Annotated in this window: 17 protein-coding genes; 9 read left to right on the top strand and 8 right to left on the bottom strand. The window is 39.4% G+C overall.

The annotated features are described in order from the left end of the window. Positions 1 to 85: 85 nt before the first annotated feature. Together AAEU29_RS01530 and AAEU29_RS01525 are read left to right on the top strand one after the other, a co-directional pair. A complete protein-coding gene (locus tag AAEU29_RS01530) occupies positions 86 to 1,108 on the top strand; it encodes a DUF3549 family protein (RefSeq protein WP_421971763.1) in 1,023 nt (340 codons plus the stop codon). Positions 1,109 to 1,123: 15 nt separating this feature from the next. Next, on the top strand, positions 1,124 to 1,426 hold the full coding sequence (locus AAEU29_RS01525; RefSeq protein WP_274761760.1) for a DUF3301 domain-containing protein: 303 nt from the start codon (positions 1,124 to 1,126) through the stop codon (positions 1,424 to 1,426). 595 nt (positions 1,427 to 2,021) lie between these two features. Here AAEU29_RS01525 and AAEU29_RS01520 read toward each other — a convergent pair. Further along, a complete protein-coding gene (locus tag AAEU29_RS01520; RefSeq protein ID WP_421971762.1) occupies positions 2,022 to 2,684 on the bottom strand; it encodes a GNAT family N-acetyltransferase in 663 nt (220 codons plus the stop codon). A 110-nt stretch (positions 2,685 to 2,794) separates the two neighbouring features. Here AAEU29_RS01520 and AAEU29_RS01515 point away from each other — a divergent pair, with 110 nt between their 5' ends. From AAEU29_RS01515 to AAEU29_RS01505, 3 genes are read left to right on the top strand one after another with little or no spacing between them, the layout of a single operon-like run. Beyond that, positions 2,795 to 3,022: a DUF2789 domain-containing protein gene (locus tag AAEU29_RS01515; RefSeq protein WP_421971761.1), complete on the top strand. Its 228-nt coding sequence runs from the start codon at positions 2,795 to 2,797 to the stop codon at positions 3,020 to 3,022. 41 nt (positions 3,023 to 3,063) lie between these two features. Further along, complete coding sequence (locus AAEU29_RS01510; protein WP_421971760.1) at positions 3,064 to 3,336, top strand: hypothetical protein; 273 nt, start codon at positions 3,064 to 3,066, stop codon at positions 3,334 to 3,336. Positions 3,337 to 3,342: 6 nt separating this feature from the next. Continuing rightward, on the top strand, positions 3,343 to 4,116 hold the full coding sequence (locus AAEU29_RS01505; protein ID WP_421971759.1) for a Zn-ribbon-containing protein: 774 nt from the start codon (positions 3,343 to 3,345) through the stop codon (positions 4,114 to 4,116). A gap of 63 nt (positions 4,117 to 4,179) precedes the next feature. Here the strand turns inward: AAEU29_RS01505 and syd are convergent, their stop codons facing one another. Next, positions 4,180 to 4,728, bottom strand: coding sequence for a SecY-interacting protein (gene syd, locus AAEU29_RS01500; RefSeq protein ID WP_421971758.1), 549 nt, complete (start codon positions 4,726 to 4,728; stop codon positions 4,180 to 4,182). A gap of 60 nt (positions 4,729 to 4,788) precedes the next feature. On the opposite strand from syd, the gene queF reads away from it, so the two are divergent. Then, positions 4,789 to 5,637: an NADPH-dependent 7-cyano-7-deazaguanine reductase QueF gene (gene queF, locus AAEU29_RS01495; RefSeq protein WP_421971757.1), complete on the top strand. Its 849-nt coding sequence runs from the start codon at positions 4,789 to 4,791 to the stop codon at positions 5,635 to 5,637. A 232-nt stretch (positions 5,638 to 5,869) separates the two neighbouring features. Here queF and AAEU29_RS01490 read toward each other — a convergent pair whose 3' ends face one another. The 3 genes from AAEU29_RS01490 to AAEU29_RS01480 are packed head-to-tail and all read right to left on the bottom strand — an operon-like array spanning position 5,870 to position 12,107. Continuing rightward, positions 5,870 to 6,763 carry a peptidylprolyl isomerase gene (locus tag AAEU29_RS01490; RefSeq protein WP_421971756.1) on the bottom strand — a complete coding sequence of 298 codons (894 nt, stop codon included), beginning with the start codon at positions 6,761 to 6,763 and terminating at the stop codon, positions 5,870 to 5,872. A 2-nt stretch (positions 6,764 to 6,765) separates the two neighbouring features. Next, positions 6,766 to 10,470, bottom strand: a complete 3,705-nt coding sequence (gene tamB / locus AAEU29_RS01485) for an autotransporter assembly complex protein TamB (RefSeq protein ID WP_421971755.1) — start codon at positions 10,468 to 10,470, stop codon at positions 6,766 to 6,768. Further along, positions 10,467 to 12,107, bottom strand: a complete 1,641-nt coding sequence (locus AAEU29_RS01480) for an autotransporter assembly complex protein TamA (protein WP_421971754.1) — start codon at positions 12,105 to 12,107, stop codon at positions 10,467 to 10,469. Before AAEU29_RS01480 ends, tamB begins: the two co-directional genes overlap by 4 nt. Positions 12,108 to 12,314: 207 nt before the next feature. On the opposite strand from AAEU29_RS01480, the gene AAEU29_RS01475 reads away from it, so the two are divergent. After that, complete coding sequence (locus AAEU29_RS01475) at positions 12,315 to 12,641, top strand: ribonuclease E inhibitor RraB (RefSeq protein ID WP_372770657.1); 327 nt, start codon at positions 12,315 to 12,317, stop codon at positions 12,639 to 12,641. Positions 12,642 to 12,688: 47 nt separating this feature from the next. Here the strand turns inward: AAEU29_RS01475 and AAEU29_RS01470 are convergent, their stop codons facing one another. Then, entirely contained in the window at positions 12,689 to 13,639 is a 951-nt protein-coding gene (locus AAEU29_RS01470; protein WP_421971753.1) for a sensor domain-containing diguanylate cyclase, read from the bottom strand. A 4-nt stretch (positions 13,640 to 13,643) separates the two neighbouring features. Then, positions 13,644 to 14,648, bottom strand: coding sequence for a response regulator (locus tag AAEU29_RS01465; RefSeq protein ID WP_274761772.1), 1,005 nt, complete (start codon positions 14,646 to 14,648; stop codon positions 13,644 to 13,646). Between the two features lie 266 nt (positions 14,649 to 14,914). Between AAEU29_RS01465 and tpx the strand changes: the two genes are divergently transcribed. Beyond that, positions 14,915 to 15,517 (top strand): thiol peroxidase, encoded by a 603-nt coding sequence (tpx, locus tag AAEU29_RS01460; protein ID WP_421972289.1) that lies wholly within the window; start codon positions 14,915 to 14,917, stop codon positions 15,515 to 15,517. 53 nt (positions 15,518 to 15,570) lie between these two features. Here tpx and adk read toward each other — a convergent pair whose 3' ends face one another. Next, the gene (gene adk, locus AAEU29_RS01455) at positions 15,571 to 16,215 is read right to left on the bottom strand and encodes an adenylate kinase (protein WP_421971752.1); all 645 of its coding nucleotides are present in this window, start codon (positions 16,213 to 16,215) and stop codon (positions 15,571 to 15,573) included. Positions 16,216 to 16,452: 237 nt separating this feature from the next. On the opposite strand from adk, the gene AAEU29_RS01450 reads away from it, so the two are divergent. Then, positions 16,453 to 18,144: a carbon starvation CstA family protein gene (locus AAEU29_RS01450; protein ID WP_421971751.1), complete on the top strand. Its 1,692-nt coding sequence runs from the start codon at positions 16,453 to 16,455 to the stop codon at positions 18,142 to 18,144. Positions 18,145 to 18,212: the final 68 nt, after the last annotated feature.

The following is an 18,212-nucleotide window of genomic DNA, read 5'->3' as shown; positions in this document are numbered from 1 at the left end:
TTTTAAATTTATATCGCGGCATTTTATCAAAACTTACCTGTATTTCATTGTATAATAGCCAAAACGCACTAATGGGTCTTTTTTAATGCAACAATCTATTTCAAGCCTTGCTGAACTTCTTGATAATGCAGGCACAAGTTGGCGTGTTTATGATATGGGTCGCCGAATTCAAAAAATTGATAAATCAACGTTTCTTCAGATAGAAAATAATCAAATCCCCTATCCATTTCCACTGCAGCAGCATGCTTTTTTCGCCATTCAGTTTTGGAATAGCCAGGAGTCAAAAACTCCTTACATTTGGTTTTTAAAAATGCCTCTGGATGAACAAAGTAAACTTATTTTGGCAAGTCGTAATCATTTTGCCTCAATGGTACTTGAAGCATTAGGCACTCAATTAACTGGCGATGATGAAGCGCAAAGTAAACTCGATAATAACCCTTATGTATTTACACCGAATGCTAATAAGCTTGCGGCCTTCAACGCGATTATTAAAAATGAATTAAAGCAAAGTGCTTCTGCCTATTATGAACATGTTGAGCTTTATTTTAGTGGAAAGTTGGGCTTTGATGATTGGCAACAACTTGGCTTACAAGGAATTGCCGATTTTGCTATCCGCCTCACTGAGCGCAATCAGCAAAATCTAATTAATGCGCTTGGAAAACTGCCTCAGCCTGTGGTTCAGTCGCTTGCTGCAACCCTTGAACATAGCACCATTTCAGTATCATTAACTGAAGCTTTTTATGTGCAGTTTGAAAAAGCCTTAAAACAGCAAAATACTGAAAACATCATTAATTACTTACGAATGATGTCAAATACGAGTGCGCTCGGTATCTTACAGCGTGCAGTCGCTGAAATTATGGCAGACGAACATTGCCTTAATCTTGACCTTGTATTAACGCTTACAGGCCGTTGTTGGCATGTACTTGAACCCCATTTAGTCGTACTCATGGAATATTTAGCAACACATCAAGAACAAGATGTATTTATTGGCATTTTTGCAGACCTTGTTGCAATTCCAAGTTTGCGCCCACATATGTTAGCTATGATCCGAATGCAAAATCGCAGCGAGCAGCTTTCAAGAGCAATCGGAAAACTATTTCAACAATAAACGTGTGGTAACTTTATGGCGTCGATTTGGCTTATTCTTGGTGTGACATGTGTTATTTATCTGTTCTGGCTTGACCGACAAGCCGCAGAGAGTGCGCGCGAATACGCCAATCGCCATAGCAAACAACTTAATGTGCAGTTTTTAAGTATTGCCTGCATTAAAAAGCGTGTGGGCATTCTTAAAAATGGTAAACCAGGTTTAAAATCCAGTTTTGCGTGGGAATTTTCCAGTAATGGGCAAGACAGTTATACCGGGATTGTAAATCTTGAGAATGATAAAATTGTCAGTGTTGATGTGCCACCACACAAACTAAATTAGAAAATCATTTTCTGGCATCAGAAAAAACTAAGGCGCAACATAATGTCGCGCCTCAAATCCGAAAAAATATCCTTTTTTCTGTGGTTTTCCGTAACCAATAGTGCCGAAGCACATCCTTTCTCATCCATTGAAGGAAACCATTCCTTGATCCCCTTGCCATCCTTGTCCTAATTCCAAACCTCTCCCTGAGGTATCCCTTCGCGTCCTAGCCTTTCCATGTATTTTGGTTTGTCCTAAACCATCCTTGAAACGCTCCTGCGTTTATCCTTTTTGCTTCCAGCAAAACGCTAAATCATTTAGCGCACAATCGTCCTTGCGTCCTTGTCCTTTGATCCCTTGATACATCCTGTATCAATGCCTAAGTCCTTTCCTTGGCAAGAAGAACATAATTCCGTTATGTTCGCTTCCTTGTTGTGTTAATAATAGGGGCAATTTTTCTTGAGAGTAATAAGGTAAATTCAATTTAAATTTATTAATCTTTTAGACATATTTAGATTATTCTTTAATTACATAAGGTTACATTTAATTATGGTATTATTTCGGGAAGTAAAACATCACAAACTTACATCTATGTGAGATATTTCCTACAACAAAATTACCCATTAACGACTTTTTCCTTCACAAATAATTTTCCGGATACTTTGGTAAATGTCAGTTCCTGCTCAGCATGATAGCCTTCACTAATAAATAGAGCGCTGTATCTGTCGCGCGTTATAAAAACAGCACTGTAGTTTGCATCATCGCTTTTTACCACATCATCAATCGCCCTTAATAAATAACGGCCAATACCCTGATGTTGTACATGGGGATCAACTGCAAATAATGAGATAAAGCAACAGTTAGGGAAGGCAGCGAGCGCTTGATGAATGGCTTTTTCTTTTTCGATGAGCTGGTTAGTAGATAGCATGCCAGTATTTAACATTAACTTTAAACGCCAATGCCACACTCTATCTGCAGCAAGTGCATCATTCGCCTTTTGTACACAACTTACCGCAAGTAAGTTGTCATCAGCAAACACCCCTATTAAATGCTGGTGATTTTGCCAAAAAGAAGCCAGTTCTTCGCGAATAAGTAACCTTAATTTTTTTTCATAAACAGCAGGTTTTGCACTGTCGTAAGCCAATATTTGTTTAAAAAGTTCATCATCATGGTATGCCTGGTAAAGAACGCTCGCCGCAATTTTGCAATCTTCTGCAGTGAGATAAGAGGCTTTGAGTTGTTCACTGGTTTCGCTTGGATCAATAGTTACATCAGACATAATCGCTTCCTTTATTATTATTGTTCACATCTCAAGTTAGCACATTATTTGAGCTATTCTATAATTATTATTGTTTTATATTGACTTAAGCAATGCTACAAGGAGAACAAATGGAGTCTGGCTCGCACACTATGGCAGATTTATTTTCACAGCTCGGATTAGATTCAAGCGAGCATGCAATCGATGCATTTATCAGTTCACATAAAATAGCGCCTAGCCTTAATTTAGCAGATGCGCCTTTTTGGAATCAGAGCCAATCAGCTTTTATAAAAGAATCATTTGAACTGGATGCTGATTGGTGTGAAATTATCGACCAACTTGATAGCTTGCTTCGTTAGTTTACAGTAAACTTGCCCGAATATTTTAAAAGGGCAACGTTATGCAAGACATCGTTATTGCTGCTATCAGCAAACTTCTAGCTGCAAAAAAGCAACCGAATGTTGCTTTAGTAAAGGCTAATTTATCCCAGCCAGTGCCTATGCCAATTATTATTGATGTTTTGGCACGTTATAAACAAAATCCATCTGACTTTGAGCAAAACGCTAGACAGATTATTGCTACACCAAATAAGCAAACTGAGCAAACACAAAGTCAACTCGACCGCATCGAAGCAAAGCTCGATAAACTTCTTTCGCTTTTAGAAACTAAATAACGATTTATGTATATTGTTGATCTGACTTTTGACTGTTACCAAGACACTACACTAGAAGCAGCTGAGCAAGCGATTGTACGCCTTGTAAATGCACTTCGTTTTAATGGCCAAATCATTGGTGAAGAATTCCCTACCACCTTGAAAGACGGCTTTTTTATTACCCGAGTTATGTGTCCAGAAGAAGATGCTCTGCACCCGTTAAACCACAGTCCATTTGTTAAATTTAGCTTAGATAAACTCAATGAAGCGGGTTTACTTCATCCAAAAGTAAAAGTAATTGGCCAAGATATTCATTCAAATGGCTCAGATACCTGCACATCCCCTTCTAGCTATATTTTGTACACGACCTACTTACATACCTGTAGTCCGCTGTATTGCGGTGATGATTTTATGCCAGTACCGCTTTACAAAGTACCTGCCGTTGCCAATGGCGATTTTAAAGCACTGCTGAAATGGCAAGAAGATTGGCAAGCCTGTGACCAAATTCAAATTAATGGCGCTACCCGCTGCGAGTTTGCCGCAATTAAAGAGCTCGCTGATATTGATAGTGATTTATTTAGACGAGGCATGGATCTCTCTAAACGTATTCGTTATTTAACCAAAAAGCCTGTGTATTACTATTTATACCGTGTAGGCGGGTTATCTAAAGAGCAAGAGCTCTCGCGCAAGTGCCCAAAATGTAATGGTGATTGGCGTTTAGATGAGCCTTGGTTTGGCTTATTTGATTTTCGCTGTGATGATTGCGAATTGGTATCAAATATTTCGTGGGACTTTCAGTAATATCAATACAGCAATAAGGCGCATTATGCGCCTTATTGTTTTGTAATACGTTTTAATAATTCATTATTGAACGTAATAAAGCCCTTTACACTCGCTTAAAAACGCATCCATCGAATCAGCTAATTTGTGATGTGGTGCTTTACCTAAATACTCCAACCAAATACTGCCATCAGATAAATCCATTACAAGTAACAAGTCATCTTCTTCACAGGTGGCAAAAAATACTGTATCCGCTTGTTTTAGGCGGCGCTTCATTAATACATGACCCGTGATATTTTGCTGTAATCGGTCAAAATCTTGCTCACTCCATGCCTGTAACAAACACAGGTTATGCTCTTGATAGCTAACAAATAAATTATCACTGTAAAAACTAGCAAAGTACGCTTTAAGCTGCTCTGGAAATTGTGTTTCTAGCGCATCTTCCAGTTTATCTAAACTGCCTTGTTGCGCTACTTGCTGCCAAGCCACACTGTCATTTTCAACTGAATCTGCAATTTCGCATGGACTTGGCCACTGCGGGTCATGGAAGACACGCGGTGCCTGACCTGTTTTTTGTTCTGCTAATTGTTTTATCTCGGTATAAATGCGTTGTAAGTTTTCGCTAATTGACATACTGCCTTTGCCTAATTTATTCGTTACAATAGTAAATTATTTATCGATTCTAATCTGATTATGTCACATTACCAAGATGCACCTGAGCTAAAAGGTGCTTTACTCGGCCAACAAACCGAATATAAAGATAGCTATGATGCTTCGCTACTGTTTCCAATTGCCCGTAAACTCAATCGCGACGATTTAAATATCGATGAAAGTGCATTGCCATTTAAAGGTGAAGATACTTGGACAGGCTACGAGCTTTCTTGGTTAAATCAAAAAGGCAAACCTGTTGTTGCCGTTGCTGAGTTTATTTTTCCTGCCACCAGCAGTCATATTATTGAATCAAAGTCATTCAAACTGTACTTAAATAGCTTTAATCAAACAAAGTTTGATTCGATGGCGCAAGTAGCGCAAATACTCACTGACGACTTATCAAAAGCTGCAAACTGTAACGTAGTAGTGAAACTATTTAATGCCAACGAGTTTGATTGTTTAATGCCAACGCCATTTACAGGTATTTGTTTAGACGATTTAGATATTGAAGTAACTGAATACGATTTAAATAGCCTTTTATTGCAAGCGGATGAGAGTGCTGAAGTTGTCACTGAAACACTATACAGCCATCTGTTAAAATCGAACTGCTTAATTACTTCTCAGCCAGATTGGGCCTCTGTCGTAATCCGTTATACCGGCAAAAAAATCAATCACGAAAGTTTATTAAAGTATTTAATCTCGTTTAGAAACCATAATGAATTTCATGAGCAATGTGTTGAGCGTTTGTACTGTGATTTACAAAACGCCTTTGCGATGAGCAAATTGGAAGTATACGCGCGCTATACTCGCCGTGGTGGCTTAGATATCAACCCATATCGTTCTAGCGATTATGCTACAACCCAGTTTAAATTAAAAAGTAACCGCCAATAGCGGTTACTTTATTTAACCTGAACTCAGGGTAATTAACCTGAACTCGGGTTAAGAAGTTAACTAAGTATTTGAAATATATTAGCTATGTTGTTTCATACATTCTAGCTTGATAGTTTTTCTTAGTACAAGGCAAATTTGTGCGTCAATAGCGAGTCTATTGCAAACAAATTTAACGCAGTAATAAGAAAAAGTAGCTGCTAGAAAGTAATTTATTATCCCGAGCTCAGGTTAATTAATGTTTTTCGCTGGTTTTGTTACGCATTGGTACGCTTAAACCACACACATCAATGTAGTTTGCTTGATGCTGGAACCACTCTTCTGGACGATTTCGCCTCGATTCGATATAGCGCTTAAAGCTAGCACTTTGCGTTTTCATCACTTCAAGGTTATGAGCTGGAGAATTTGCTAAATCCGCTGCCACAGCAAAACCCTTTATTGGATTAAAATTAACATCTTCAATGGTTGTTTCTGGCTTACGCTTAAGCCTTTGAATATGCACTATGCCACTTACCACACGACCAAAAGAGGTGATATTCAAATCAAGGTAACGATGATTACCTAAAATCACGTAAAACTCGGTACCACCACTATTTATATCGTTACCTCTCGCCATTGCAAAGTTTCCAATACAGTGAGTTTGCCAAGTTTTTGTACCTGTGGCGTTTTGTGCAATAGCAAAGCCATTTAAAAATCCGGTTTTATCAGCATAACCATCTTTTGTATCAACCAGCTGAATCTCAATCGGTTGTTTAGTTTCTTTAATAAATTCAGCATTTACCGTTTTAGTTGCACTCTTCGGTTGTTTCTTTTCAGAAATATCACCACCTTGCGCGACAAAACCTTCAACAAAACGGTAGATATTAAGGCCATTATAAAAACCTTCTCTCACTAACTTTTTAAAATTGATTACGTGATTTGGCGCAAGCTCAGGGTTAAGCTCAATCACCACATCACCCGTGTTAAGCGTCAAAATGAGAGTATTTTCTAAATCAAGTGAGCGCCATTCATTAGTGGATGATTTTTCAATAACTGCTGCCGGTGACAGTGTTTGTTCTTTGGCGATTAACGGCATTGCACAGAGCGACATTAAACCTGTTGCAAGGGCAAGTTGGGTTAGTTTTATCATTATTAGTCCCAATCAAATTTATACAAAATATCGAGTGAATCATTAATGCCACTAATCGCCTCAATATATAGTTTTGGCAGCAATTGGTAACGCACTGCAACTTCACTCATCGAATCAAAAATACCAATACTGTAACGCACTTGAATACCCGGCGCTACATAACCGGATATTTCAACTTTGGTTTCTTCACCACTGCCGCGGGAAGACAACGAAACATCATCTATGCCAAAAGCTTCACCTATTTTACTTATGCTGCCTTCACCTCTTGCAAGCCCTCTTGCTAATAACAGCTGTGTAAGCATACCGTCACTGGCCGAGTTTGACTCGCTAAGTGCTCTTCCTGAAAGTAAATAGGATAACGCCATCGCTTGATCCATATTTGGATCTGAAAACACATCTAAGCGCGGCTCTTCAACATTGCCCGTTAACTTAACACCTGCTGTAACGCCATCTTCAGTAAGATCAGGGTTACGAATAGCACGCACATTTAATAACGGTTTATCAACTGGACCATTAAAAATAAGTTGGCCTGTTTCAATCAATAGCTCCTGACCAAATGCGCGGTATTCACCTTCAAGCAGAGCAATTTCACCGGTTGCAATTAAAGGCGTATTGTCGACTTGTTTAAATAGCACATCGCCTTTTAGTTTGGAGCGAAGACCAAATGAATCAATTCGTACTTTATCATCAATCAAAATCGCCAAATCAAGGCTATACGCAATGGGCACCGATTTATTTTGCTGTTTAGCTGCATCAATAATTAGTTCATCATCCGATACACTTACCGCACCTTCAGGTACTTCTTTTACTTTTACGCGGCCATCCACAACATGGACTTTACCTTTTACATCAGCAAACTGCTTCGCATAATTGATTTCAATGGTTGGCGAGATAGCAAACCATAAATTTGGCTCAAGAGCGATTTTAAATGCATCACCATTAATACGCGCATTAATGCTTGGCTCTTGCTGCCAGTCGGCATTACCTTCAATGGCAATATTTCCCTGATTATTATCAAAAAACTTTCCTGTTAGCGTCGCACTGTCATCATTAAAGGCGATATTCAGGTTTCCCTGTTCAATCGATAACGGTGTCCACGGCGCTAAAAATGCAAAGTCACTTAAATTGAGCTGCCCTTGAACTTGCGGTGAAAATGCACTGCCTGCAAGTGTCACATCAGCATTTAGCTCGCCAGCAAGTTTATCAATTTGCTGGCTAAAGCCTTTTAGATTAGTAAAATTCAGCGCCTGTAATGCAAGCTTACCTTTAAGCGGACGTTTGCCTGACACATCGCTAATATCAATATCACCAATAATATTGCCAAGCACAGAAGACTTAATATTGGTATCTAAAGCAATTGCCGACGCATCTGCTTTTAACTTAAAAAACAGTTGCTCAATTGGTACTATCGTGTTGATAAAACTTTCATTTACACCAAAATTTATGGTGTTTGATTGCAGCTCACTATCAATTGATAAGAGTTTAGCGTCTTGCCAACGGGCGTTTAAGTGCCCTGTAATTTCACCGGATGGCGAAATTGTTTTGGGTAAAACCAAACTCAAAACTGATAAATCGAAATGCGTCAGTGATAAATCGACATTGCCTTTCTCTGCCGAGGCCGTTATCGCCTCAAGACAAAAAGCAGTATTAGTCCCTGACCAGCAATGTTCACTTACATTAGCAAGGCCTTTGTTAAGATCGTAATCAAACACTATCGCTTGTTGATTCGATAAATTGATCTTTTCATTTTTGAATGCCAGTTGCTTAATTTGGCCACGGTACCGTTCACCGTTAAGACCGCCCTCTATTTGAGAGTTAATATTGACTGTTTCAGAGTGCAATTGCAGTTTGACGTCATGGTTTTGTAAATCGCCAAATGTATTTAGCACAATTTTATTAATAGATTGCTCATCTAGGTTAATACCAGCAGCTTCAAGTGATATATTGGCAAGGTAGTTTTTGGCAAAATCTAAGGTACCACTACTTATAATTTTGTCGATGCGATACTCTTGAAAAGCCAGCTGATTAAGCGCCATTTGCCAATTTACAAAGGGTGTTTTGAGCTCACCGGTGATATTAAAATCGGCTTTTCCCTGCCCTGAAAGACGGCTATCAATAGTTTCGGGATTTACGAGATTTAAGTTACCGCTTACATTCCAGTTTTTGTTAATATCACCTGAAAGCGTGAGCTGGTTATCTACGCTTGAAATTGTAAACTCGTCAATTTCTGCGTGAAGTTTATCGTCTAGTGCCAATACAATGTTGGCATCAATCGGTGCATTATTAACATAACCTGCGAGAGAAAACTCTGGCACTTTGAGCTGCCAATTAATGCCATCAGAAGTAAAATCGACAGCTCCTTTTAAGGCAATATCAGAAGCAACTGTTGGTTCAAATTCTTCAACACTTATCTTGTCTGATAAAAGAAATAGCGAAGCTTCAATGCCCTGTTGCCAGTTTAGATTACCCGTTAGCGATAAATTGCTTTTAGCTGTTTTAATTAAAAAGCGGTCAATATCAATTTCGCTTAGACTACCTTCACCGACACTTTCAATCGCCATTTTTGGTAAACCTGAAAGTGTTGCATTTGTATTCAATTGATAGCGAAAAGTTGAAAGATTACCGTCTGCTTTAATAGTTGAATTTTGAACGGTGATTTGTTGCGCTTGCTCTGAAATACTTAGTGCGTCAGATTCAATTGACAAATTAAACGGCAACTGTTTTTCAAGTAACGATGCTGATGCATCAAGTTTAGCGTAATAAAGCCCTGTTAATTCACTTTCTAGGCGAAGCTTTGCTAAATCACCAAAGATTGTTGTTTCAACCTGATGCTCTTTGTTATTAACGTCAAGCGCAACCTTTAAAGGGTTATTATCAGATAACGACAAACTGCCCTCTAGCTTTGCTCGCAAGTCTTGATAAACAAGGGATAACTTTGCAATCGTTATGTCACTGTTATGTTGCCCAGCTTGCAAGTTTATATTCTTTATAAGCTGAGTCGTTTCGCCCTGTTGTAACTGAAATTGCGAAATTGCAAGTTCACCTATTTGCCAATTAAGCGGTGTTTCAAAATGGATTGGGGATATTTCAGGCAAGCTAATCGTTTTAGCAGATGAAACCGATGCAGTATTTTGCTCTGCTTGCGCTAAACCAATATCAATTTTACCAGCCGTGATTTTCGCAATGTTAAGTTCATTTTCTCGCAATTTTAAGCGAGTAAAAACATCGCTAATCGAAGCGTTTAATTGCCCTTGTGAAAACATAATTTGCTTAACGCTAAAGGTGTTTACAGCAATAGACAATGGCAGAGAAATTTTGCTTAATTCAGTTTCATCTGTATTCGCTTGTTGTTTAGTGTCACCAGTTAAAGCAATATCCACTAAGTCAGCGCTAAGTTCTTCAAAACAGAGATCGGCACAAGAATAAAAGCGCAAATCGAGTACCATGTTTTTAAGGTTTAGCTTTATTTGCGCATTGTGGTAATTAACACTAAATTTTCCACCTCGCAGTAAAGGCTTGCCATCTGTCTCAATTGCTAAATTAGGCACTAATTGATTGGCGCCATAAACAAGCACTTGGTTACCAATGCCACTAAACAGTAATGCAACAATACCTATCAGAAGAATAATCACTGCCCAAAACAGATTACGTACAAAACGTAACATGCGTTTGCTCATTGGAGGGCTTTGTTTTACAGCGTCGTTCATATTTCAGGCCCTATGGTAATGCTAAAACGGCCAGTTCGCGTATCATCAGTTATCGCAAAAGCATAATCTATTCGTACTGGGCCGATTGGCGTTAACCAGCGCAGGCCTAAACCTGTACCTACTTGAATTTCTTCATCAAAGTCATTAGTGGCGGTACCCGCATCAACAAAAAGTGCTGCACGCCAATTAGGTAAAAATTGATAATTATATTCCGCACTTGCGGTTACTAAATATTGGCCACCCACAATTTGCTCTTTAATTTTAGGCGCAATAGACTCATAGCGATAACCACGTACACTTTTATCACCACCAGCAAAGAAACGCATGGATATTGGCACAGCGTTGATATCGTCAGTGACAATTGCGCCTACATTTAACCTACCCAGCACCATATGACGATTTGCATAAGTGCGTAAATGCTGACCCAAAATTTGTACTTTAAAAAGATCAACTTCAGACGCTAAATGCTCGCTCGCAAACTCTGTTGAAACCAATAACTGCTCACCCCAATAAGGTGTTGTGCCGCCTAACGTGCGTTTTCGCGCATAGCTAATGCCAGGTAACACCATATTGCTATGGTAGTTAACACTATCAATTTCATAATTTTCAATTTCATACTTAACAAACGCGGTACGTACCCAGTTATTGTCGGTAAGCCATTGCCTTTGCGCTTGCGTTGTTAGTTTTCGTGAAATTTTAAGATCATCATAAATATAGCCTGCACCAAAACGCCAAACATCATTATTAGGATCGTTCACAGGAATGGTATAACTAATGCGTGCTTGTGGGTCAATCTGACTCGCTTCGATGTTTGTTTCAAGGTAGTGACCGTCATTGGTTATCCAAGGCTTTGTCCATTTGAACCGAAGTTTAATACCATTATCGTCGGTGCTGATACCACCACCCACTTCAAAGCTATTTTCGGGCTTATGTAAAAGCTGCACGATTACCGAAACCTCGCCATTTTGACGATTTACAATATCGGGATAAACACGCACGCTCTTAAAATAAGGCATATTGGAAAGTTGGATATTAAAGTCACTCACAATGGCATTATCGTAGGCATTTCCGACGATCATCGGATTGAGTCGATGAACTAAGTCATTTGCTTTTATCTCTTTAGCAATAATCATCGGACCAAATTTATAGCGAATACCCGAGTCCACATGTAAGCGAATAATGGCAGATGAGGTGCCCCGCCTCACTTCAATGGCATGTTTTAACCACTTTGTATCAAAGTAACCATTTTCAAATAATGTGGCACTAATAAGGGCTTTGGCTTTTTCGTATGCACTATGACTAAGCCCATCACCGACCTTAATACCTAGCTTTGCAATGCGCTCATTCACTGCTTGCTGATTTTTAGCCTCACCAAATACTTGGATATCGAGTTGACTTACTTTGGTTTGCTGTTTGGGTTCTACGATAACAACTAGCTTTACTTTACCGTCGTTATTTTCAGCTTTAACGTCAATCAGAGGTAAGTAATAACCAAAAGGTTTAAGTGCATTTTGGCTAAGTGTCTTTGCTTTTTTGATAATACTAGGAGAGAACGTCTGCTGCTTAAGCTCGTTAAGGTATAATTCAACATTACGCTTTAAGGCTTCATCGTTTGCTTTTACAGTGATATTTGACACTGTTTGCGCTGCAAAACCTGATATGCTCCAAAAAATAACAGCAAAAAAAACAAGGTAGCGTAACAAGTTAAACTCAAGTTTTAGAAAAGATAAATTATTCTAACCCGACAAATTGCGCTAATAAACAAAAACATTCGCGATTATATATTTACCCAGTCAAACGCACACAGTAAACTTAGCGCTATAAATTACTATATGAGTACCTTAATGGACTTTCCAACTGACGATAACGGTCAAATTTTAGCTGAGATGCACCAAGAAGGTGTGGATTTAAGCAAAATACATACACTGGACTTTTTCATTTTGTTTGAAACACAAGGTGATGCTGATAAATTCGCAAAAGTAATTAGTGAAGATGATTTAGCACCAGCAACTAAACAGCAAAAATGTGCAGATACAGGCGTGTTTGAAGTACTAGTTAGTATTGAAATGGTACCAGACCATCAGCTGATAACAGATATGGAAAATTATTTAGAATCGGTTGCCAACCCATTAAATGGTTATGGCGATGGCTGGGGAATTCTCGCCGACTAATTAAAGTGAAAATATGACGAGTAAGCGCTGAAAAGCGCTTACTGTTCTTAAGCAACGCTTACTGTGTTGCGCCCTGATTCTTTCGAGCGATAAAGCGCTTTATCAGCATCTTCAATCCACTGCTCGTACTTTGTATACTTGCCATCAAACTGCGCAATACCAATACTGATAGTCAGTGTAATTTCAGACTCTTCATAATGAATAACAGCTTGTTCGATTGTTTTCCTTAATCGCTCGGCAAATATCTTTGCCCCTTCGATGTCGGTATCAACAAGGGTTACGGCAAATTCTTCGCCACCGTAACGACCTGCAACATCAGATTCTCGAAGTACATTTTTCAATGTTTGCGAAACAAAACATAACGCCGCATCTCCACCCGGGTGGCCATATAAATCATTGATCTTTTTAAAGTGATCAATATCAAACATTAACAAACAGCTTTTGTTATGACTGCGTTGTTGACGTTTAAACTCTTTCGCAAAACTTTCTTCCCAAAAACCACGGTTATACAAATTAGTGAGTCTATCTACTCGACTGAGCTCTTCTAATTTTGCATTTGCTTGTTCAAGCTCAAGTTTATTAACTGCTTCATCCGTCACATCGTAAATAATCACACACAAATGGGATACTTCACCTGTAGTGTTGGTCAGTGGGATCAACGTACCGTTTTGATACATATAATCCGCTTTACCTGTGATTGGGCGATAATTTTTAAACTTAAAAATATACGGATGTTGTTCCCAAATAGTAAAAGAACGGGTTTTTAGCACAAATACCGATTCCGCTTTTGAACGAAACCACGCCTCATCAATACCCGGAAATGCGTCAAATACGTCTTTGCCCTTTACTGCACTGGGTAATAAACCTGAATGCGCTTCCATAAAGCCATTCCAAACGCAAATATTGTACTTTCTGTCTAACACCACAAGGCCAACGTCGATGGTGTTAAACATATCCATCATCCAGTGAATTTCATTGAGTTCAAAGTCTACGCTCATAGTGTTAGTCTTCTAATAAATATTGAGTTTTAAACTTCAGTGTTTTTAATGAGTCTTCCGTGAATAACAGCATTAAATCACAATTAATATTATGGTTTTCAATACCATAACTTATCTCAATTGCTAAAGTACGCTGCCAGCGGTCTTGGTTGGTACTAACCAAATCAGCCACATTACAATGTTGCCCCATGACCACAGGGTGACCTTGGCTAAAATGCATATCGAGTTGTTTGGCAAGCCCTGTTAACACTGCACCAATCAAAATATTGCCGACATCCATTAGCAGTTCTAATTCGACTTTTTGATTGAGCTCACCTTCATAATTCATCAATGAAGCAATTTCGACAAAGCTGGAATCATTGAGTAGTAATAAGGCTTCACCAGAAACACCACCACCAATAAACCCTTGGCAAACGCCTGATGTCGATGCGTTGGTATCAATTGATTGTAATGCCATGGAAAGTTCGTTTACTTCCAAAACATTAACATTCGGGATTGGCAATTCAACAAACACATTAAGCAAACGCGCAAGTAAATTACCTGCTTGCCCCATGGCGACGTTAGTGATCTCTTGGTAAATATCGCGTAATTCTGGGTCGAGCTGCTCACCTAGCGAATGCTGCAGACGCTCTCGCATGGCTTTGTCTTTAATGCCATGTTTTTCAATGATTTCTTCGAGCTTAGCGGCATCACACGGTTTCTTGATAAAGTCGATTGCACCTAATGCCATTACACGCTCATTGGCTGTTGGCTGAATGTCACCAGACACCACGACAACTAAGACATGTAAATTTTGCTCTTGAATTGCTTGCAGCACTTCATAGCCATCCATTTGGGGCATATTTAAATCAAGGAACAATATTTCCGGTTGAATCGCTTTTATTTGCTCTAAGCAGTGAAGTCCATTTTCAGCGTATTCGATTTGTATGTCCCAATCGTCAGGTAAAGAGCGAGCAAGTTGTCGTCGCGCTAAACGTGAGTCATCGCATATTAAAACTGGGGTAGCCATACTATCACTCTTATTATTAGTCTTTTTAAGTTTAGAGCAGGAAGTTGGATTTCACTAGCACTGCATGGAAACTACGACTATTGTGCTAAAAATTGTAACAAATTACAAAAAAATAGTTCACAAAATAGCTAAATCTTCACAATTTAGCCAGTGGTTGTACCTCTTTTACTATATCCCTGTTGAGTATCCATTACTATCGCTTTATCAACAGTTTAGGCTTATGCTAAATTAACCTAACTTTTAGCCGCTGTGTATTTGAAATTATGATGTTAAAAAAAATGATCACCTTAACTGGTTTACTGACTGCTTCTGTTTTTGCATTGACTGTATCGGCAGAACAATACCAATTTCCTGTGAACCAAGTAGATTCGGGCAAAGTATCTGCTAATAACAACAAGCTAACTTTGCGTGGTAAGCCTTTAGAACTTGGTCAGTCAGCACCCAACTTTAAAGCTGCAAACAATAAATTTGCGCCAGTGTCATTAAGTGACTTTACAGGTAAAGCTGTGTTAATCAGTACAGTACCAAGTCTCGATACTGGTATATGCAGCCTTCAAACCAAACACTTTAACGATAAAATTGCCAATAACTACAGTGATGTGGTGATGCTTACCATCAGTATGGATTTACCATTTGCACAGAGCCGTTTTTGTAAAACAGAAAACATCACGCAATTACATACTTTATCGGATGCAGTATGGCGCGAATTTGCCCAAAACTATGGTCTGTTAATTGAAGATATGGGTTTACTGGCGCGCAGTGTGATCATTTTAGATAAAGAGCATACCGTGGTTTATAAACAACTGGTGACTAACCTTGCCAAGGAGCCCGATTATATTTCGGTAGAAGCTGCACTGAAAAAGCTGTAAAAAATAAACACAAAAAAACCGCCAATTGGCGGTTTTTTTAATGCTTGGTCTAATTAGCCAAGTAATTCTGCAAGCTGTGCGCTTACTGCTTCAACGGCTTGTGTACCATCTAGTTTTTGGTACTGCGTATTGCCCGCATCAGCTTCTGCACGGTAGTAATCTACTAATGGCTTAGTTTGCTCATGGTAAATTGCTAAACGCTTACGTACTGTTTCTTCAACATCGTCATCACGAATGATTAAGTCTTCACCCGTTACGTCATCTTTACCTTCCGTTTTTGGCGGATTGTAAACTACATGATATACACGACCAGAACCTGGGTGAACGCGACGGCCGCCCATACGCTCAACGATGATTTCATCAGCAACATCAAACTCAATACAGTGATCAACAGTGATGCCATTTTCTTTCATTGCGTCAGCTTGAGGAATAGTGCGCGGAAAACCGTCTAACAAGAAACCGTTTTCGCAATCAGCTTTTGCAACACGCTCTTTAACAAGACCAATGATGATTTCATCAGATACAAGTTGACCTGCGTCCATTACCTTTTTAGCTTCAAGTCCAAGTGGTGTGCCCTCTTTAATCGCAGCACGTAACATGTCGCCTGTCGAAATTTGTGGGATACCGTACTTATCCATTAAAAATTGTGCTTGTGTACCTTTACCTGCACCTGGCGCTCCTAAAAGAATAATGCGCATGACCTTTCCTCAAGATGTTTTTTAATTGTGGGGATTCTTTCATAGTGACAACTGATTCTCAATAGTGATTAGCCAAAAGTTTAATCTTTGTTTAATTACTGTGACGCAATCGCCATTTTGCAGTTTAAGTTCACAACTAAATCCCCTAACTAATGCCAAAGTCGAGGTGTTCTTGCTTGCTTTTATCTTAGGCTGCTTTAAGCTGGTTCAAATAATAATCAATAACAAGGAACTTATATGCAATCCGTGTTTATAGTGTTACTGGGCATTATCGGCATGTTGTTTGGCTGGTTTGTCTATTCAAAATTCATCGCCTCGCGTATTTTTCAAATGGACGATAAATACATTACCCCCGCCCACGAAATTAACGATGGCGTTGATTTTGTTCCCACTAAAAAAGTCGTACTTTGGGGTCATCACTTTACCTCTGTTGCTGGAGCTGCGCCAATTGTCGGACCTGCCATTGCTGTTTATTGGGGCTGGGTACCTGCGGTTATTTGGGTTGTATTAGGTACCATTTTCTTTGCTGGCGTTCACGATATGGGCGCGCTATGGGCAAGTAGTCGTCATAAAGGAAAATCGATTGGCGCCTTGTCTGAAGAGGTGATCGGTAAACGTACCCGCGCACTTTTTATGATTGTGGTGTTTTTAGTGCTGCTAATGGTAAACGCAGTGTTTGGTGTGGTTATCGCAAACTCATTTGTTAGCCAACCAACAGCGGTTTTACCTGCGTGGGCTGCAATTGTATTTGCCTTAATTATAGGTCAGTTAATTCGCCGTAATTTTAACCTTGTGTTCCTTTGTGTGTTAGGTGTTATAGCACTTTACCTCACAGTGTACGCAGGCAGTGAAATGCCAATGGCTCTGCCAAAAGAAATGTTTGGTTTAAGTGATAAAGCTAATTGGATTATCTTGCTGTTTGTCTATGCCGCAATTGCATCACTTTTACCTGTTTGGGTGTTACTGCAACCGCGCGACTTTATTAATGGCGTACAACTATTAGTTGGCTTAATCCTACTTTACGGTGCGGTATTTATGTTTATGCCAGACATCACAGCGCCTGCTTTTAATACTGAAGTTGCTGAATCTACTCCAAGTATTATTCCGCTGCTGTTTGTCACCATCGCCTGTGGTGCAGTGTCTGGCTTCCACGGTATTGTGTCGAGCGGTACAAGTTCTAAACAGTTAGATAAAGACACTGATGCCCGCTTTGTAGGCTATTTAGGCGCGGTAGGCGAAGGTTCGCTTGCGCTTATTACTATTGTTGCAGTCAGTGGCGTAACGCTTGCAATGAGTCCACAAGAATGGCACGAAGTGTACAGTCACCTTGGTGCAGGCAGCGTTGGTGCGTTTATTCAAGGTGGCTCTAACTTGATTTATCAAGGCTGGGGCATTCCAGCAGAACTTGCCTCCACATTACTTGCAGTAATGGTAGTGTTATTTGCCGGTACCACAATGGACTCTGGCGTGAGATTACAACGCTATATCATTCAAGAGTGGGGTGAAATTTACCAAATCAGTGCGTTTAGAAATGGCATTATTGCAACCCTAATTGCGGTTGCCTGTTGTTTACTGTTGGCCTTTGGTGCTGGCGGTTCGTCAGGCTCAGGCGGCATGATCATTTGGCCATTATTTGGCTCTACAAATCAAATTTTAGCAAGCCTTACCTTATTGGTTATCTCTGTGATGCTGATTAAGATGGGACGCCCTGCCCGATACACTTTAGTGCCCATGCTATTTGTCTTAGTGATGGCGTTCTTGGCTGGTATTCTTAAGTTGCAAGAATACTACAGTGCTGGTAATTGGTTACTTGTAAGCCTTGATATTATTGTACTTGTAGTGTGTGTGTTAGTAATGTTTGAAGCGTGGACCGTGATAAAACAACATAAACAAATTGAGCCAAACGCAAGTGAAACAACTGAGCAATAAACTACATAAGATGAAGTTTATTTAATAAAAAAGGGCGCTTAGCGCCCTTTTCTTTTAACCTTAAACTG

This window comes from Pseudoalteromonas aquimarina, assembly GCF_049257255.1.
GTDB lineage: Bacteria > Pseudomonadota > Gammaproteobacteria > Enterobacterales > Alteromonadaceae > Pseudoalteromonas.
The sequence above is the reverse complement of the archived record's forward strand: the minus strand, read 5'-3'. Positions and strand labels throughout refer to the sequence as shown.

Coding starts and splice junctions, on each gene's coding strand:
- AAEU29_RS01520 (WP_421971762.1), bottom strand. CDS start 2,684: ATGTCTGATGTAACTATTGATCCAAGCGAAACCAGTGAACAACTCAAA.
- AAEU29_RS01505 (WP_421971759.1), top strand. CDS start 3,343: ATGTATATTGTTGATCTGACTTTTGACTGTTACCAAGACACTACACTA.
- tpx (WP_421972289.1), top strand. CDS start 14,915: ATGTTAAAAAAAATGATCACCTTAACTGGTTTACTGACTGCTTCTGTT.
- AAEU29_RS01475 (WP_372770657.1), top strand. CDS start 12,315: ATGGACTTTCCAACTGACGATAACGGTCAAATTTTAGCTGAGATGCAC.
- AAEU29_RS01490 (WP_421971756.1), bottom strand. CDS start 6,763: ATGATAAAACTAACCCAACTTGCCCTTGCAACAGGTTTAATGTCGCTC.
- AAEU29_RS01515 (WP_421971761.1), top strand. CDS start 2,795: ATGGAGTCTGGCTCGCACACTATGGCAGATTTATTTTCACAGCTCGGA.
- queF (WP_421971757.1), top strand. CDS start 4,789: ATGTCACATTACCAAGATGCACCTGAGCTAAAAGGTGCTTTACTCGGC.
- AAEU29_RS01470 (WP_421971753.1), bottom strand. CDS start 13,639: ATGAGCGTAGACTTTGAACTCAATGAAATTCACTGGATGATGGATATG.
- adk (WP_421971752.1), bottom strand. CDS start 16,215: ATGCGCATTATTCTTTTAGGAGCGCCAGGTGCAGGTAAAGGTACACAA.
- AAEU29_RS01530 (WP_421971763.1), top strand. CDS start 86: ATGCAACAATCTATTTCAAGCCTTGCTGAACTTCTTGATAATGCAGGC.
- AAEU29_RS01510 (WP_421971760.1), top strand. CDS start 3,064: ATGCAAGACATCGTTATTGCTGCTATCAGCAAACTTCTAGCTGCAAAA.
- tamB (WP_421971755.1), bottom strand. CDS start 10,470: ATGAACGACGCTGTAAAACAAAGCCCTCCAATGAGCAAACGCATGTTA.
- AAEU29_RS01450 (WP_421971751.1), top strand. CDS start 16,453: ATGCAATCCGTGTTTATAGTGTTACTGGGCATTATCGGCATGTTGTTT.
- AAEU29_RS01465 (WP_274761772.1), bottom strand. CDS start 14,648: ATGGCTACCCCAGTTTTAATATGCGATGACTCACGTTTAGCGCGACGA.
- syd (WP_421971758.1), bottom strand. CDS start 4,728: ATGTCAATTAGCGAAAACTTACAACGCATTTATACCGAGATAAAACAA.
- AAEU29_RS01525 (WP_274761760.1), top strand. CDS start 1,124: ATGGCGTCGATTTGGCTTATTCTTGGTGTGACATGTGTTATTTATCTG.